The sequence below is a fragment of the Jatrophihabitans cynanchi genome (genome assembly GCF_027247405.1).
GTDB lineage: Bacteria > Actinomycetota > Actinomycetes > Mycobacteriales > Jatrophihabitantaceae > Jatrophihabitans_B > Jatrophihabitans_B cynanchi.
On record NZ_CP097463.1, the window covers coordinates 1,783,663 to 1,798,732 of the forward strand.

Annotated in this window: 16 protein-coding genes; 2 read left to right on the top strand and 14 right to left on the bottom strand. The window is 73.4% G+C overall.

What is annotated here, in order from left to right; all coding sequences use genetic code 11:
* Positions 1–300: 300 nt before the first annotated feature.
* Both M6B22_RS08545 and M6B22_RS08550 read left to right on the top strand, forming a co-directional pair.
* Positions 301–681 carry a DUF5319 domain-containing protein gene (locus tag M6B22_RS08545; RefSeq protein ID WP_269445347.1) on the top strand — a complete coding sequence of 127 codons (381 nt, stop codon included), beginning with the start codon at positions 301–303 and terminating at the stop codon, positions 679–681.
* 126 nt (positions 682–807) lie between these two features.
* The gene (locus tag M6B22_RS08550) at positions 808–1,089 is read left to right on the top strand and encodes a WhiB family transcriptional regulator (RefSeq protein WP_407935597.1); all 282 of its coding nucleotides are present in this window, start codon (positions 808–810) and stop codon (positions 1,087–1,089) included.
* 78 nt (positions 1,090–1,167) lie between these two features.
* Here the strand turns inward: M6B22_RS08550 and groL are convergent, their stop codons facing one another.
* The 14 genes from groL to M6B22_RS08620 form a co-directional block, all read right to left on the bottom strand.
* Entirely contained in the window at positions 1,168–2,808 is a 1,641-nt protein-coding gene (groL, locus tag M6B22_RS08555; protein ID WP_269445349.1) for a chaperonin GroEL, read from the bottom strand.
* Between the two features lie 74 nt (positions 2,809–2,882).
* Positions 2,883–3,188, bottom strand: a complete 306-nt coding sequence (gene groES, locus M6B22_RS08560) for a co-chaperone GroES (protein WP_269445350.1) — start codon at positions 3,186–3,188, stop codon at positions 2,883–2,885.
* A 125-nt stretch (positions 3,189–3,313) separates the two neighbouring features.
* Entirely contained in the window at positions 3,314–4,672 is a 1,359-nt protein-coding gene (locus M6B22_RS08565) for a beta propeller repeat protein (RefSeq protein WP_269445351.1), read from the bottom strand.
* Complete coding sequence (locus M6B22_RS08570; protein WP_269445352.1) at positions 4,669–5,169, bottom strand: SigE family RNA polymerase sigma factor; 501 nt, start codon at positions 5,167–5,169, stop codon at positions 4,669–4,671. The genes M6B22_RS08565 and M6B22_RS08570 overlap by 4 nt, the downstream gene beginning before the upstream one ends.
* Before the next feature lie 91 nt (positions 5,170–5,260).
* Positions 5,261–5,992 carry a hypothetical protein gene (locus M6B22_RS08575; RefSeq protein ID WP_269445353.1) on the bottom strand — a complete coding sequence of 244 codons (732 nt, stop codon included), beginning with the start codon at positions 5,990–5,992 and terminating at the stop codon, positions 5,261–5,263.
* A 12-nt stretch (positions 5,993–6,004) separates the two neighbouring features.
* Positions 6,005–8,944 carry an AMP-binding protein gene (locus M6B22_RS08580; protein ID WP_269445354.1) on the bottom strand — a complete coding sequence of 980 codons (2,940 nt, stop codon included), beginning with the start codon at positions 8,942–8,944 and terminating at the stop codon, positions 6,005–6,007.
* Positions 8,945–8,989: 45 nt separating this feature from the next.
* Positions 8,990–9,211 carry a hypothetical protein gene (locus M6B22_RS08585; RefSeq protein WP_269445355.1) on the bottom strand — a complete coding sequence of 74 codons (222 nt, stop codon included), beginning with the start codon at positions 9,209–9,211 and terminating at the stop codon, positions 8,990–8,992.
* Positions 9,212–9,225: 14 nt separating this feature from the next.
* Complete coding sequence (gene tsaD, locus M6B22_RS08590) at positions 9,226–10,269, bottom strand: tRNA (adenosine(37)-N6)-threonylcarbamoyltransferase complex transferase subunit TsaD (RefSeq protein ID WP_269445356.1); 1,044 nt, start codon at positions 10,267–10,269, stop codon at positions 9,226–9,228.
* Positions 10,259–10,726 carry a ribosomal protein S18-alanine N-acetyltransferase gene (gene rimI / locus M6B22_RS08595; protein ID WP_269445357.1) on the bottom strand — a complete coding sequence of 156 codons (468 nt, stop codon included), beginning with the start codon at positions 10,724–10,726 and terminating at the stop codon, positions 10,259–10,261. Before rimI ends, tsaD begins: the two co-directional genes overlap by 11 nt.
* Positions 10,723–11,382: a tRNA (adenosine(37)-N6)-threonylcarbamoyltransferase complex dimerization subunit type 1 TsaB gene (gene tsaB, locus M6B22_RS08600; protein ID WP_269445358.1), complete on the bottom strand. Its 660-nt coding sequence runs from the start codon at positions 11,380–11,382 to the stop codon at positions 10,723–10,725. The genes rimI and tsaB overlap by 4 nt, the downstream gene beginning before the upstream one ends.
* A gap of 6 nt (positions 11,383–11,388) precedes the next feature.
* Positions 11,389–11,817 carry a tRNA (adenosine(37)-N6)-threonylcarbamoyltransferase complex ATPase subunit type 1 TsaE gene (gene tsaE / locus M6B22_RS08605; protein WP_407935668.1) on the bottom strand — a complete coding sequence of 143 codons (429 nt, stop codon included), beginning with the start codon at positions 11,815–11,817 and terminating at the stop codon, positions 11,389–11,391.
* A gap of 113 nt (positions 11,818–11,930) precedes the next feature.
* Positions 11,931–13,052: an alanine racemase gene (gene alr, locus M6B22_RS08610; protein WP_269445360.1), complete on the bottom strand. Its 1,122-nt coding sequence runs from the start codon at positions 13,050–13,052 to the stop codon at positions 11,931–11,933.
* 227 nt (positions 13,053–13,279) lie between these two features.
* On the bottom strand, positions 13,280–14,698 hold the full coding sequence (locus tag M6B22_RS08615) for an NAD(P)H-hydrate dehydratase (protein ID WP_269445361.1): 1,419 nt from the start codon (positions 14,696–14,698) through the stop codon (positions 13,280–13,282).
* A complete protein-coding gene (locus tag M6B22_RS08620; protein WP_269445362.1) occupies positions 14,698–15,069 on the bottom strand; it encodes a holo-ACP synthase in 372 nt (123 codons plus the stop codon). Before M6B22_RS08620 ends, M6B22_RS08615 begins: the two co-directional genes overlap by 1 nt.
* Position 15,070: the final 1 nt, after the last annotated feature.

The window sequence follows — 15,070 nt, forward strand, 5'->3', positions numbered from 1 at the left end:
CGGACGACTCAGTCCTCGTCGTGCCGATCGGGGTCTGCTGGCGAAACTGCTAGCAGACCCCGATGCGCCAGGACGGGTTTCGACGGGCTTCGAGGAACGACACCGGGAGGGCAATTGTCTTCCTCGGCACACTTTTTTGGTCGTAGGGTTGGCGCAGGCGGGGGGCTGGGTCTTACCGTGGACGCGTGACACATCGCGTGGGGACCCGATGAGAGCCGAGCGACGCTTGCGGAGCGAGCAGCGGGCGCAGCGACGCTTGCGGAGCGAGCAGCAGGCGCAGCGACGCTTGCGGAGCGAGCGGTGAATCTCGAGAACGGGCCGCTCGACCCGTTCCTGGACGACCCGCAGGATCCGGCCGCGTTGCTGGATGACGCCGAACCGCCGCAGCCGCTGACCGACGAGGAGCGTGCCGACGTGCAGGCCGACCTCGCCGAGCTGCAGGAGTTCCAGTCGGCGCTCGCGCCGATCGGCATCGAGGGCATCACGGTCGAGTGCGGGGACTGTGGCGAGCAGCACTACTTCGCCTGGGACCTGATGCGGGCCAACCTGTTCGCCCTGCTGGGCGAGGGCCGTACCCACGTGCACGAACCGGCGTACTCACCGGACCAGGATGCCTACGTCAGCTGGGACTACGCGCGCGGCTACTCCGACGCCGTCGCCATGCTGAGCAAGCGGCCCTGACCCCTTCGCCGTCCCGGAAAGAATTCCTCGCTCGGCGCGTCACCTTTGGGCGCGCCAGTCTTTGAAACATGCAAGACGCATCACCCACGCCGAACGGGTGGTCGAGCATGTCGGAGGGCAGAGCGAATGGCCGAGGTGCGACGTCTCCCGGTGCCGCGAGAGGGCGACTGGGACTGGCAGATGCGGGCCGCGTGCCGGGGTAAGGACACCGCCACCTTCTACCACCCGGAGAACGAGCGCGGCCCGTCCCGCGTCAAGCGCGAGATCCGGGCGAAGGCGGTGTGCGCACAGTGCCCCGTGGTCGAGAACTGCCTGCGCTGGGCGCTGGCGGCACGCGAGCCGTACGGGGTGTGGGGCGGGCTGTCTGTCGAGGAGCGGGAGGCGCTCATCGCGCGCAAGCCGGCCTGAGCCACAGCCGAGTTGTCCTCGCTTCGTCACCTGATGCGGTGGCGAAGCGAGGACAACGTGCAGCAGTGCGTATCCGGCTCAGAAGCCGGGGCCGTGCGAGTGGCCGTGACCGTGGCCGTGGCCGTCGTGGCTGTGCTGCTCCGGTTCGGCCGGCTTGTCGACGATCGCGCTCTGCGTCGAGAGCACGACCGAGGCGACGGAGGCCGCGTTGGCCAGCGCCGCCTTGGTGACCTTGACCGGGTCGACGACACCGTCTTCGAGCAGGTCGGTGTACTCGCCGGTAGCCGCGTTCAGGCCGTGGTTCACGGGCAGGTCGCGCACCTTGGCGGTGACGACGTACCCCTCTTCGCCGGCGTTGCGCGCGATCCAGTTCAGCGGCTCGTCGAGCGCGGTGCGCACGATCGCCACACCGGTCGCCTCGTCCCCGGTCAGCCCGAGGTTGCCGTCCAGCGCACTGGCCGCATGCACCAGGGCGCTGCCGCCGCCGGCGACGATGCCCTCCTCCACCGCGGCGCGGGTCGCCGCGATGGCGTCCTCGATGCGGTGCTTGCGCTCCTTGAGTTCGACCTCGGTGGCCGCGCCGACCTTGATGACGCCGACGCCGCCGGCCAGCTTGGCCAGCCGCTCCTGCAGCTTCTCGCGGTCCCAGTCGGAGTCGGTCTCCTCGATCTCGCGGCGGATCTGCGCGATGCGGGCGTCGACCTCGTCCTTGGCCGCGCTGCCGTGCGTGACGGTGGTGGTGTCCTTGGTGACCGCCACCCGCCCGGCTCGGCCGAGCAGGTCGAGCCCGGTCTGGTCGAGCTTGAGGCCGACCTCGGGCGCGATGACCTGGGCGCCGGTGACGATGGCCAGGTCCTGCAGGAACGCCTTGCGGCGGTCACCGAAGAACGGAGCCTTGACGGCGACGACCGGGAAGGTCTTGCGGATCGCGTTCACGACCAGCGTGGACAGCGCCTCGCCGTCGACGTCCTCGGCGATGATGACCAGCGGCTTGCCGGCCTCCACGACCTTCTCCAGCACCGGCAGCAGGTCGGCGATGGCCGAGATCTTCTGGGTGGTGATGAGCAGGTACGGGTCGTCCAGGACCGCCTCGAGAGCCTCGGCGTCGGTGACGAAGTAAGGGCTGATGTAGCCCTTGTCGAACTGCATGCCCTCGGTGAACTCGAGCTCGGTGGTGAGGGTCTGGCTCTCCTCGACGGTGATCACGCCGTCCTTGCCGACCTGGGTGAACGCCTCGCCGATCAGGGCGCCGATGGTCGGGTCCTGCGCCGAGATCGTCGCGACGTGGGCGATCGACTTCTCGCCCTCCACGGGCACCGCGACCTTGTCGAGCGCCGCGCTGACCGCCTCGACCGCGGCGTCGATACCGCGCTTGAGCGAGCCCGGAGCGGCCCCGGCGGCAACGTTCTTCATGCCGGCGTTGACCAGCGCCTGGGCGAGCACGGTGGCGGTCGTGGTGCCGTCACCGGCGATGTCGTTCGTCTTGGTCGCGACCGACTTGGCCAGCTGGGCACCCAGGTTCTCGTACGGGTCGTCGAGTTCGATCTCGCGGGCGATCGTCACGCCGTCGTTGGTGATGACCGGCGCGCCGTAGCTCTTGTCCAGGACCACATTGCGGCCCTTGGGGCCGAGGGTGACCTTGACCGTGTTGGCCAGCTTGTTCACGCCACGCTCGAGGGCGCGGCGGGCCTCCTCGTCGAAACTGAGGATCTTCGCCATGGTGTTCCCTTCTGTGCGCACAACGACGAACGCCCCGGTGCCGCTGAGCGGCTCCGGGGCGCCGTCGTTACGGCTTACTTCGAGATGATCGCGAGGACGTCGCGGGCGGAGAGGACGAGGTACTCCTCGCCGGCGTACTTGACCTCGGTGCCGCCGTACTTGCTGTAGAGGACGACGTCGCCGACGCTCACGTCGAGCGGCACACGGTTGCCGTTGTCGTCGATGCGGCCGGGGCCGACGGCGAGCACGGTGCCCTCCTGCGGCTTCTCCTTGGCGGTGTCCGGAATGACGATGCCCGACGCGGTCGTGGTCTCGGCCTCATTGGCCTGTACGACGATGCGGTCCTCGAGCGGCTTGATGTTGACCTTGGTGGCGGTCACGGTGGATCTCCCCTTCTCGGGTTCATATGTCGATGAGCGGGCGGTTGCCGTCGCGGGGGTCAACCGGTCCTGGTTGGCACTCTAGCCCTGCGAGTGCCAACTCTCAACGCCGGGGTGTGCCACCGCTACCGGAACGTGTACGCCGCCCAGCTCCGGCCGGCGTCGCGGGTCGTCCATATCGTCCGGCCGTCCGCGCTGAGCGCCCGGCCGAGGGTCGCGGACTCGAACCCGAGCCACCGTACCTGGCCGGGGCCGTCCGGCACCGGCGCGAAGCTCGCTCCGCCGTCAGCGCTGCGGTAGAGGACGTCGGAGCCGACGAGCAGCACGTGCTCGGACGCGGCGGCGAACGCGGTCGCCGGGCCCAGTGCCTGCAATCCTGACTGCCGGAAGGCCTTTCCCGGGCCCGCGGCCGTGGCGACCGCCTGGTGGTCGCCGGCCGTGCGCGGGACGCACAGCACGCTCACCGACCCGTCGACCGCCGCGGCTACGGCCCTGCTGTCCACCTCGCCGCCCTGCACCGGCTCCTGGCGGCACGGTTCGCCCCGGTCCGTCCAGGTCGCGCCGTCGTCGCGCGAGACCCACAGCGCGGTCGGGGCGCTGCCGGCGCCGCCAGCGGTGTGCCCGAACACGGCCAGGTAGGCGTCCGAGCCGATCCGCGACAGTGCCACTCCCGGGCTCATCCCACCGTCGACCTTGGCCACGGTGTGCCACTTCGGCGTGCCGACGGGCGCCGTCTGGACCCAGTACGGGCAGCCCGGCACGCAGGTGGTCGCGACGCGGATGACGTTGCCGTCCAGCGTCTCCAGCGCCTCGGCGCCACCGGCCTGGCTGGTCCAGGTGTGCCCGCCGTCGGTGGTCATGAACAGCGCCGCCGGGCCGAAGGCGTAGCCGATGTCGGGCGTGGCGAACCGGACGTGGCTGACGCACCGATCGGCACACTTCTGCAGCGCGACGCTCGCGCCCGGCGGCGTCATGCTGTGCCAGGTCCTGCCGGAGTCGCGCGTGTAGGCCATCGCGGTGCACGCAGCGCCCGAGCCGTCCAGGCAGTTGGCGCTGCCGAGCGCCCAGCCGTCGTGTGCGCCGGCGAAACTCAGGTCGACCGCCCGGAAGTGGGCGATCCCGACCGGGTTGGACGCCGTCGAGACCGGCTGGGCCGGGGCGGACGTCGGAGCGGACGTCGGCGTCGGGGCGGCCGGGGTTGCGCTGTCCAGCGGCGTGGCCCGGTGCAGCTGGGTGGCCGGCGGCGCGGACGCGGTGTGCCGTCCGCCGGCACTGATCCCGACCAGGGCTGCGGCGACCGCGGCCACGGCGGCGGACGCGATCAGCGGCAGCGTCCAGGTCCGCCACCTGTGGGCCTGCTGGATCGGCACGACCGACCCGTGGACGGCGTCGGCGATGATGCGCTCGGCCAGCTGCTCGCCGGGCGGCGCATGCCCGGCCTGCGCGGCCAGGCTGGCGCGCAGCCGGCGCTCCAGCTCGCTCATGCCAGTCTCCTCGGGCTCGCCCCGGACGTGGCACGCAACGCGGCCAGGCCCCGGCTGATCAGGCTGCGGACCGTCCCGACGCGGCAGTCCAGCGTGCTCGCGATGTCCTCGTCCGGCAGGTCGTGGAAGTAGCGCAGCACGAGCGCAGCGCGCTGCCGGTCGGGCAGCGTCCGCAGCAGGGTCCACACCTCGTCGCGGTCGGCCAGCTGCGCCGCGGCGTCCCACCCGTCGGCCAGCTCGGGCACCGCTTCGACGGCGAACTCGCGGCGGTCGGCGCGCCGCTGCTGGTTGATGAAGCCGTTGGCCATCGCGCGGCGCACGTAGGCGAGCGGCACCTCGGCGGCCTCGATCCGGGCCCACTTCGGGTACAGCCGGGCGAAGGTGTCCTGCACCAGCTCCTCGGCGGCCGCGGCCGAACCGGTGAGCAGGTAGGCGGTGCGCAGCAGCGCGGGCGTGTTGGCCCGCACGAACGGGGCGAACTCAGCGGTCCGCTCCATCACCACCTCCATGCCTGGTAGACAGCACGGGCGGCGGCCACGTTGCGATGAATCCCGCTCTCACCAGCCGGGCGTGTGGTGCAAGCGCGATTCACACCGCGTCGAGGTGCGCCGTGAGCGTGATCTCGCCGGCCGCACCGGACATCGTCAGCCGCACGTCGAAGCTGCGCTCGTCCGCGCCCACGGTGACCTGCCCCGGCCCGATCTCCGGCGACCAGAAGTAGCCCTCGTCCCGGTTGCCTAGGTCGCACTCGTAGTCCAGCGGGTCCGGATCGTCCTGCGCGCCCAGGTCGTAGCTGCCCGGCCCGTGGTACCCCTCGATGGCGAAGCACAGCCGCAGCAAGGGCTGCCCGCCCACGAGCGGCGCGCCTTCACCGTCCTCGGGCACCTCGATCGCGACCCGCAGCTCGGGCTGCTCGCCCTCGTCCAGGTCGGCCTCGTCCAGGTCGGCCTCGTCCAGGTCGGTCTCGTCCAGGTCGGTCTCGGGCGGCTCGACCCGCACGTGCACCGGGCCACTCGCCGACCCGGTCACCGCCCCGCTCACCTGCAGCTGCAACTGGAACAGCGGCAGCGCAAGGATCTCGGCGCGCGCGTCCGCCTCACGCCGCGCCGCCGCGGCGTCCTGGTTGTCCTTCCAGCGGCGCAGCGAGGGCACCGCGGCGAACGTCAGGTCCGACGCCACCTTGTCGCCCAGGTCGCGCTGGGCGTTCCCGGCCTGCGCCTCGGCGTACTCGCGCTCGCGCTGGTTGCCGGTCAGCAATTCGGTCTTCTTCGCCTTCCACCACCGCTTGGCCAGCCCTCCCAGGCTGTTCTCCTCCGGCATCGCGATCCCTCCCTAGGTGATCCGCTCGTAATGCGTGCGGGCATCGTCCAGTGCGAACACCGTACGGCCTCGCCCCGGTTTCGGAATCCCCCTGGCCTGCAGCGTGCGCCAGATCGGACGGTGCCACGTCGTGACCGGGATCGAGGCGACCACCTGCACGTACGCCGGGCGCTGGCCGCGGGGAAGCCGCTCGACCGCGCGGTCCAGATCGCCTGCCGCAAGCGCGGTGCCCGGGCGCAGCGTGACGGCCGCGACCAGCGCCTGCGCGTCGCCGGACGGCACGCCGTACGCCACGATCAGATCGACCGCCGGGATCGTCCCGAGGCAGAACCGGGTTCCGGCGGGCAGCACCGGCCCGGCCGCGGTGGGGACGATGTCAGTGACCGCACCCGCGAGCCACAGCTCGCCCTGCTCGTCGCGCAGGAACAGGTCCGCGGTCGAGCGCCACGCGTCGCCCGGCTCGAACACACCGCGCAGCACCGGCTGCTCGGCGGGCTCGGACGGGTCGACCCGCGCGAGCAGCAGGCCCACCTCGTCGACCCCGCACTCGCGCCCCAGCCCGGCCGCGTCCCGCACGAGGCCGTGCGCGCTCAGGTCGAACGCGGCGATCGTCACGTCCGCGGTGCCCGGCAGTGGCCGCCCCATCGATCCGGGTTTCTGACCGGTCAGGTTGGCCAGGATCACCTCGCTGTCGGCGGCGGCGTAGAACTCGAGCACCCGCACGCCGGGGAACCGCTCGACCACGCGGTGCCACAGGTTGCGGGGCATGCCCGACCCCATGAACATCCGGATCGGATGGTGCCGCTCGGCCGGGTTGGGCGGCGCCAGCGTGATGTCGTGCAGCGACGTCCAGGTGTAGGCGACGTGCGTGGCGCCGTACCGCCTCACCTCGTCCCAGAACGTTCGCGGCGAGCCGTCCGTGGCCATCGCGAAGCGCGCGCCGCCGGCCACCGCGCCGCCGACGCTCATCAGCAGCGCGGACGCGTGGTGGATCGGCGTGGTGCTGTAGACGGTGTCGCCGGGCCGCAGCGCGGCAGCGCTCGCCGTGCCCAGCGCGGACATCGCCCAGCGGCGGTTGGTGATCTGCACCGCGCGGGTGCCCCGGGCCTCGCCGTTGAACAGCACGAACGCCACGTCGGCGGCGCGGTGCGGGTTGGCCTCGAACCAGGCAGGCAACTCGACCTGGTCCGGGTCGATGCGTTCCAGGTCCAGGACGTCCGGCGGCAGCTCACGGGCGCCCGGCCCGCCGCCGAGCACGCACCAGGTGACGCCGGCAACCGCGCCGGCGCGGCCGGCATGCTCGGGGTCCGAGATCACCCGGCTCACCGCGCCCAGCCGCGCCTCGCGCACCAGGTCCCCGTCCGGGCGCAGCAGCACGGCCGTGGCACCGAGCCTGCTGAGCGCGGCGACGACGGTGAAGGCGCTGGGCCGGGTGTGCATCAGGACGCCAACCCGGTCGCCCTGCCGCACGCCGACCCCGACCAGTCCCTTGACCACGCTGTCGATGCGGCGCTTGACCCCGCTGTTGCGGTACGCCCGGTCACCGAACAGGAACAGCGCGTCGCCCGGTCGACGGCGAGCTTGCTCGTCCAGCAGCAGCCCCAACGAGATCCGGGTGGTGGGGTCGAGTCCCTCGATGCGGGCCAGCCGAGGCAGCTGGGCCGGCGCCTCGGACAGCACGTCGCGAGCCGCCCGGGCCGCGTGCAGAACGGTGCCGACGATGACGCGCCCCGCACCGATCCCGAGCTCGGCCGCCTGGGCGAGCGCCTGCGCGCCGGCACCCGGGCGCAGCGCCGGGCGGTCCGGAACCTGGTCCGCGGGCACGATGTTCGCCGGCAGGCCTGCGGCACCGCTGCGCCACGCGATCCAGTCGGCGACGGCGGGCCAGGTGATGCTGCTCGCCGTGCTGCCGACCACCAGGCCGAAGTGGCCGGTGGGCAGCGTCAGTTCGTACACGTCGGCACGAGGGGCGGCACGGGCGATCGCCCGGACCGAGTCCGGGTGCCCGATCGTGTCCGCGGCGCCGACCACGGACAGGACCGGCACGTCGATGTCGGCGAGCGTCACCAGCCGGCGGTCGATGAGGAAACCGCCCTCCAGCATGCGGTTGTGCGTGACGAACTGGTCGAGCAGTTCGGCGATGGCCGGACCCGAATAGGCCGTCCACGCCCCGGTGTCGAGGAACTGCCGCTGCCGTTCGCGCGGCAGCAACGCTTCCCGGTCGTGCAGCGCGAGCAGGAACTGGACGCGGCCCTGGACCGTCTTCATCGGCGAGAGCAGCATGAAGCCGACCCGGGTGGCCCAGCGTGGCAGGGACACGAGACGGAGCACACCGCTGTCGACGAGCGAGTTCGCCAGCCGGCGGGCCACCTCGGGCGAGACCGGGATCGGCAGTGGCGCGGTCGTGTCCACCGGTGAGCCGAACGCGACGAGCGAGTCGATCCCGTTGCCGCGCCGGTACGCCGCGGCCTGGTAGCAGAACATGCCGCCCTGCGAGTAGCCGCCGAGGACGACGGCGCGACCGGCCGCGGCGACCACCCGGTCGATCGCGTCGCTGAGCGCCAGCACGTGATCGGTGAGGGTCCGCTGCAGCCCGCCGGGCTCGTGGCCCGGGTCGCCGAAGTCGATCACCCACGGGTCGCAGCCACGCTCGTGCAGTGCGGCCACCGCCGACGTGTCCGGCGAGACGTCCCACACCTCGGCGGCCATCATCAGAGGGGGCACCAGCAGCACCGGCGCGCCGCGCGCGTCGTCGGCGAAGTAGTGCCGCAGCCGGTAGTTGGGCTGCTCGGCGGCGATCGCGTAGTCGGAGGGTCGCTCGCCGGTCTGCAGGCCGCCGAAGCGCACGACCTCGGCCGCGTTGCGAACGGTCGCGCTCACCCGCCGCGCGAGGCGGACCGGGTCGGGCAGGCCGGGGCGATGCGGGCGCTGCTCGTCCTCGTTCGTCGCCACCCGAGCAGCCTGCTGCCCGGCCGCCGCTGTGGCAAGCCGGCGCGTTCAGGGCACAGGTACGAAGCGCCACTGGTGTGCGGGGCGGGCGATCAGCTCCTCGGGGACGTCCGGGACGCCGGAGCCGGTCGGGTCGATGACGACCACGCGTGGCTCGCCGTCGGCGCTGCGGTACACCTGCGCGCCCGGATCGGCGTGCGCCCGCACGTACGCCACCAGCTCGTCGCAGCGGCCGTCGGCCGCGCGAACCTCCCACATCAGCGTGCTCACCACAGCATCGTCCCTCAGACCAGGACGTCGGTGACGGGCAGCGCGGAGTCGGCGGGCAGTTCGAGGGACGACGGGGTGGCCCCGTGCGCGACCAGCTGGGCGCCCAGGGCGGCCACCATCGCGCCGTTGTCGGTGCACAGGCCCGGACGCGGCACGCGCAGCCGGATGCCCGCGGCGTCGCACCGCTCCTGCGCCAGCGCCCGCAGCCGGGTGTTCGCGGCGACCCCGCCCCCGATGATCATGTGGCCGACGCCGGCTTCACGCGCGGCCCGCACCGCCTTCGCGGTGAGCACGTCCACGACCGCCTCCTGGAACGACGCGGCGACGTCGGCCACCGGCACCGCCTCGCCGGCCCGCTGCCGCGCCTCGACCCAGCGCGCAACCGCGGTCTTGAGCCCGGAGAAGGAGAACGCGAAAGCCGGATCGTGCGCGCCGGTCATCCCACGGGGAAAGGCGATCGCGTCCCGATCGCCCTCGCGCGCGATGCGGTCGATCGGCGGTCCGCCCGGGAACGGCAGGCCGAGCAGCCGGGCCACCTTGTCGTACGCCTCGCCAGCGGCATCGTCGACCGTGGCGCCGAGCTCGGTGAGCTCCTCGCCGCCGATCCGCGGCACGAGCAGCACCGAGGAGTGCCCGCCGGAGACGAGCAGCGCCACGCACGGCTCCTCCAGCGGGCCGTGTTCGAGCAGGTCCACCGCGACGTGCGAGGACAGGTGATTCACCCCGTACAGCGGCTTGTCCAGCGCCAGCGCGTACGCCTTGGCCGCGGCCACGCCGACGAGCAGCGCGCCGGCCAGTCCCGGCCCGGCCGTCACCGCGACCGCATCGACGTCCGCCGCCGCCACACCAGCGGTGTCCAGCGCGCGCCGGATCGTCGGCACCATCGCGTGCAGGTGCGCGCGGCTGGCGACCTCGGGGACCACGCCGCCGAACCGTGCGTGCTCGTCCACGCTGCTGGCGATGGCGTCGGCGAGCAGCGTGGTGCCGCGCACGATCCCGATGCCGGTCTCGTCGCACGAGGTCTCGATGCCCAGTACCAGCGGCTGATCAGAGGGCACGTGTCATCACCACCGCGTCGACCCGCCCGTTGTCGTAGTAGCCGCGGCGCACGCCGAGCTCGGCGAACCCCTCGCGCAGGTAGAGCGCGCGCGCCGGCGCGTTGTCGACGCGAACCTCGAGGAACGCCTCGGCGGCGCCGCGCCGTCGCGCCTCGGTCAGCAGCGCGTCGAGCAGGCGCGCCGCCAGCCCCTGCCGGCGCGCGGACGGGACCACCCCGACGGTCAGGATCTCGGCGGAGTCCTCGATCACGCGCACGCCGGCCCAACCGAGCAACTCGCCGCCGGCGCCCTCGGCCGCCAGGTAGTACCGGTGCCGCGTATCGGCCAGCTCGTTGCGGTACCCGTTGGCCGTCCACGCCTCGGTGCCGAACATCGCGCGCTCGTAAGGCATCAACGCGTCCACGTGTGCCGCGGTCATCGGCACGATCTCGGTGACGCCGGCCGGCTCGGCGCTCATCGGCTCACCGCCTTGGACGTGGGCGACGGTTGCGCGTCCGGCCGGCGCAGGTAGAGCGGGGTGAGCGGTTCGGACGCCGTGCCGGAACGGATGCGGTCGGAGGCGCGCGCGACCAGGGCCGGCGCCGCAGGAAAGTCCGCGTCGAGCACGGCCACGCCGAACACGTCCCGATACAGCCGCGCGCCGGCGCCGGCCACAGCGGTGATCCCGTCGAGCGGCACGTCGGCAGGGCGCGCCACGTGCGGGCCGTCCAGCCGTCCGCCCGCCGCGTCGTAGCGCGCCCAGTAGACCTCCTTGCGCCGCGCGTCGGTGGCGACGATCAGCTCGCCCGGCTGCCCCGCGGGCACCACCGCGTCCAGTGAGCAGACACCGTAGGCCGGGATCGCCAGCAGCTCGGCCAGCACCGCGGCCGTGACCAGCCCGACCCGCAGCCCGGTGAACGGGCCCGGCCCGAGTCCTGCCACGATCGCGCCGAGCGCTCCGGGGGCGACCGCTGCTTCGCGCAGGCAGGCGGCGATGTTCGGCGCGAGGTGCTCGCCGTGGCCGCGCGCGTTGACGGTGACCCGCTCGGCGAGCTGCTCCACCGCATCGTCCGTCACCTCGAACAGGGCGGCGGTGACCGCGGCGGAGGAGGTGTCAAGGGCGAGGACGAGCACGAGAACTCAGCCTAGCTGCGCGATGCGGGCGGCGCGGCCGGCCCAGTCGGCGCCGTGCGGGAACAGCCGGACGGTGCGCTGCTCGCTGTCCTCGGCGCGCGCGATCGCGATCTCCAGCCGGGCGTCGGCAAGCTGCTCGACCAGGCCGGCACCCCACTCCACCGCGGTGACCGCGTCGGCGGTGTCCACGTCCAGGTCCAGATCGTCGACCTCGTCCAGCGAGCCCAGCCGGTAGGCGTCGACATGCACCAGCGGCAGCGGACCCCGGTGCACGCGCGCGATCACGAACGTCGGCGAGACGACCGTGCCGCGCACCTGAAGTCCGGCGCCGATGCCCTGCACCAGCGCGGTCTTGCCGGCTCCGAGCGGTCCGGTGAGCACCAGCAGGTCGCCGGCCCGCAGCACGCCCGCGATACGGCGCCCGAGCGCGTGCATGTCCGCGGCGGTCGGCACCGCGAAGCTGGGCCCGGACAGGGCGTCGCGCTGCTGCTCGGTCAGCGGGACGCGCGGGCCTGCCGGCCGGCCCGGACCGTGCAGTGGACCGGCCATCAGACCTCGCCCACGTACACGCGGGGTACCCGGGCGCCGACCCGCGTGACGATCTCGTAGTGGATCGTCCCGATCGCCTCGGCCCAGTCGTGCGCGGTCGGCTCGCCGTCGCGTCCGGGTCCGAACAGGAGTGCCGCGTCGCCCGGCGCGACCGGATGATCGCCCACGTCGACCACGAACTGGTCCATGCAGACCCGCCCACTGACCGTGAACCGCGCTCCGTTGATCGATACCGGGCCGACGTCGGACGCGTGCCGTGGCACGCCGTCGGCATAACCCAACGGCACGAGCGCGAGGGTGCTCTCGCGGGTGGTCGTGTAGGCGTGCGCGTACGAGACCCCCTCGCCGGCCGCGACCCGCTTGACCGACGCCAACGCGGCACGCAGCGTCATCGCCGGAACCAGCGGGCCGTCGCCCGCCCCGGGCATCGGCGACAGGCCGTAGACCGCGATCCCCGGACGCACCAGGTCGAAGTGCGCCTGCGGCAGGCTCAGCGTCGCCGCGGAGTTCGCCAGGTGCCGCACCGCCGGCCGCACCCCGGCCCGTTCGGCGACCTCGAGCGCGTCGCCGAACGCGGCGATCTGCCTGGCGATGGTGGGGTGTCCGGGCTGGTCGGCGTAGGCGAAGTGGCTCCACACGCCGTAGGCCTGCACCTCGCCCGCCGCCTGCGCCTTCGCCGCGGCGGCCACGAGCTCGGGCCAGTCGGTGACGTAGCTCCCGTTCCGGGACAGCCCGGTGTCGATCTTGAGATGGACGCGCGCGGTGCGGCCGGTTGCGGTCGCAGCGGCGCGCACCGCGTCGAGTTGCCAACCGCTGCTGACCGACACGTCGATTCCGTCGGCCACGGCGCGCTGCACCGCGGCCTGCTCGCCGGGCGTCCAGAGCCAGGCGAGCACCGGCTCGGTGAGGCCGGCGGCGCGCAGCGCCAGCGCCTCGTCGATCGTCGCGGTGCCCAGCCAGGTCGCGCCGCCGGCCAGTGCGGCGCGGGCCGACTGCACCAGCCCGTGCCCGTAGCCGTCGGCCTTGACGATCGCCATGACGTCGGCTGCCGTGCCGGCCCTCAGCGTGGCGACATTCGCCCGGATCGCGGCGAGATCGACGACAGCTTCGGTACGCAACACGCCGTCCAGTCTGTCAAACCGGTCCCGGCGCTCGGATCACAGTCACTGCCGGTGAGCCGTCCGAGCGTGCTGCGCGCCGATGCGCACGTCTCGACCGTGCAGGTTCGTTGATCCTCGCGAGCTCACCGCCACGCCAGCCGGTGACCTGGGTATTGGCGTTCGATCGAGCGACCAACCGCGCATCGCCTCGCCACCGCTGCCTGGCCTGCGGACAGCTCGGTGGATCGTCAGCCGGTAGCGAGGGAGCCGAGGGCGCCGCGCAGCTCGGCGAGGACGTCGGCCGCTGACGGCGGTCCGTCGGCGGCTGCGAGCTGGCCGGCCACTCCGTGCGCGTAGGCCGCTGCGGCGGCCGCGAGCGGCGCGCGCAGCCCGCTGGCCAGCAGGGCCCCGATCAGGCCGCTGAGCACGTCACCGCTGCCGGCGGTCGCGAGCCACGGCGTGCCGGTCGGGTTGACGTATGCGGTCCCGTCGGGAGCGGCGACCACGGTGGCGTTGCCCTTGAGCAGCACGGTGGCCCCGAGGTCACGGGCCGCCCGCCGCGCGGCCGCCAGGCGATCCGGCCCGGGCTGGCCGGCGATGCGCTCGAACTCGCGGTCGTGCGGCGTGATCACCGTCGGAGCCGAACGGCCGCGGATCAGTCGCGGCGTCCGCGCGATCAGCGTGATCGCGTCCGCGTCGGCGATCACCGGGACGTCCGTCGACAGCACGTCGGCGAGCAACGCCATCGCGGTGCCGTCGGTCCCCAGGCCGGGGCCGACCACCCACGCCTGGACCCGCACGTCGTGCGGGCGCGAGTCCGGGTGCACGACGACCTCCGGGTAGCGCGCCCGCACCGGGTCAGGCGCCAGCCCCACGTAGCGCACCATGCCCGCGCCGCCGTGCACGGCCGAACCGGTGGCCAGCACGCCCGCACCCGCGTACTGCTCCGAGCCGGCGGCGAGCCCGACCACCCCGCGGGTGTACTTGTCATCGGCCGCGCCGGGCCGCGGCAGCACGGCCCGCACGTCCGCCGCCTCCAGCAGGTGCGCGTCCGTTACGGGCAATTCCAGCCCGAGGTCGACGAGTCGCAGCTCGCCGCACAGGTCGGCGCCCGGGCCCAGCACGGTCCCGGACTTGATGGCGCCGAAGGTCACGGTCACGTCGGCCCGCACGGCCTTCCCCCCGGCGGCACCGGTGTCCGCGTCCACCCCGGACGGGACGTCGACCGCGACCGTCAGAAGGTCGTGCGCCGCGTCCGCCAGGTCGGCGGAGACACCGGTCAGCCCGGCCCGCCCGCCTATGCCGAACATGCCGTCGACGACCAGGTCGGCGCCGGCCAGCAGCTGCGGGTCGGCTTCGTGGGCGCGTCCGCGGGCCCGGTCGAACGCGACCAGCCCGTCGGCGTGCGCGCGTGCCGGGTCGAGCAACAGCGCGTCCACCCGTGCTCCGCGCGCGGCCAGCCGGGCGCCGGCGAACAACGCATCGCCGCCGTTGTTCCCGCCGCCGACGAGCAGCACGACGTGTGCGCCGTAGACGCGGTCGAGCAGCGCGGCGCACTGCACCGACAGCGCGTGCGCGGCCCGCTGCATCAGCTCACCTTCAGGCAGCCGCGCCATCGCGTCGGACTCGGCGGCACGCACCTGCGCGACGGAGTGCACGCCGCGCATCAGCCGGACTCCGCGATCACGGTCGCCGACGCGATCCCGCCGTCGTGCGAGAGCGAGACGTGCCAGCGCGTCACGCCCAGTGCGGCGGCCCGCTCCGCGACCGTCCCGGTCACCGCGAGCGAGGGCCGGCCCACGTCGTCGGTGCTGATCTCGGCGTCCGTCCAGAGCATCCCGCCACCTCCGCCCAATGCCTTCGCCAGCGCCTCCTTGGCCGCGAACCGGGCCGCAAGCGATTCGGCCGAACGCGGTTCGCCGCCGGGAGTGACGAGCTCTGCCCGCGTGAACAGGCGGCGCGAGAGCGAGGGCGTGCGCTCGATCGCCTCGGCGAACCGGGCGACCGGGCACACGTCGATACCCACGCCGACGATCACG

Coding starts and splice junctions, on each gene's coding strand:
- M6B22_RS08570 (WP_269445352.1), bottom strand. CDS start 5,169: ATGGAGCGGACCGCTGAGTTCGCCCCGTTCGTGCGGGCCAACACGCCC.
- rimI (WP_269445357.1), bottom strand. CDS start 10,726: ATGAGCGCCGAGCCGGCCGGCGTCACCGAGATCGTGCCGATGACCGCG.
- M6B22_RS08615 (WP_269445361.1), bottom strand. CDS start 14,698: ATGCGCGGCGTGCACTCCGTCGCGCAGGTGCGTGCCGCCGAGTCCGAC.
- M6B22_RS08550 (WP_407935597.1), top strand. CDS start 808: ATGGCCGAGGTGCGACGTCTCCCGGTGCCGCGAGAGGGCGACTGGGAC.
- tsaE (WP_407935668.1), bottom strand. CDS start 11,817: ATGCACGCGCTCGGGCGCCGTATCGCGGGCGTGCTGCGGGCCGGCGAC.
- groL (WP_269445349.1), bottom strand. CDS start 2,808: ATGGCGAAGATCCTCAGTTTCGACGAGGAGGCCCGCCGCGCCCTCGAG.
- M6B22_RS08565 (WP_269445351.1), bottom strand. CDS start 4,672: ATGAGCGAGCTGGAGCGCCGGCTGCGCGCCAGCCTGGCCGCGCAGGCC.
- M6B22_RS08575 (WP_269445353.1), bottom strand. CDS start 5,992: ATGCCGGAGGAGAACAGCCTGGGAGGGCTGGCCAAGCGGTGGTGGAAG.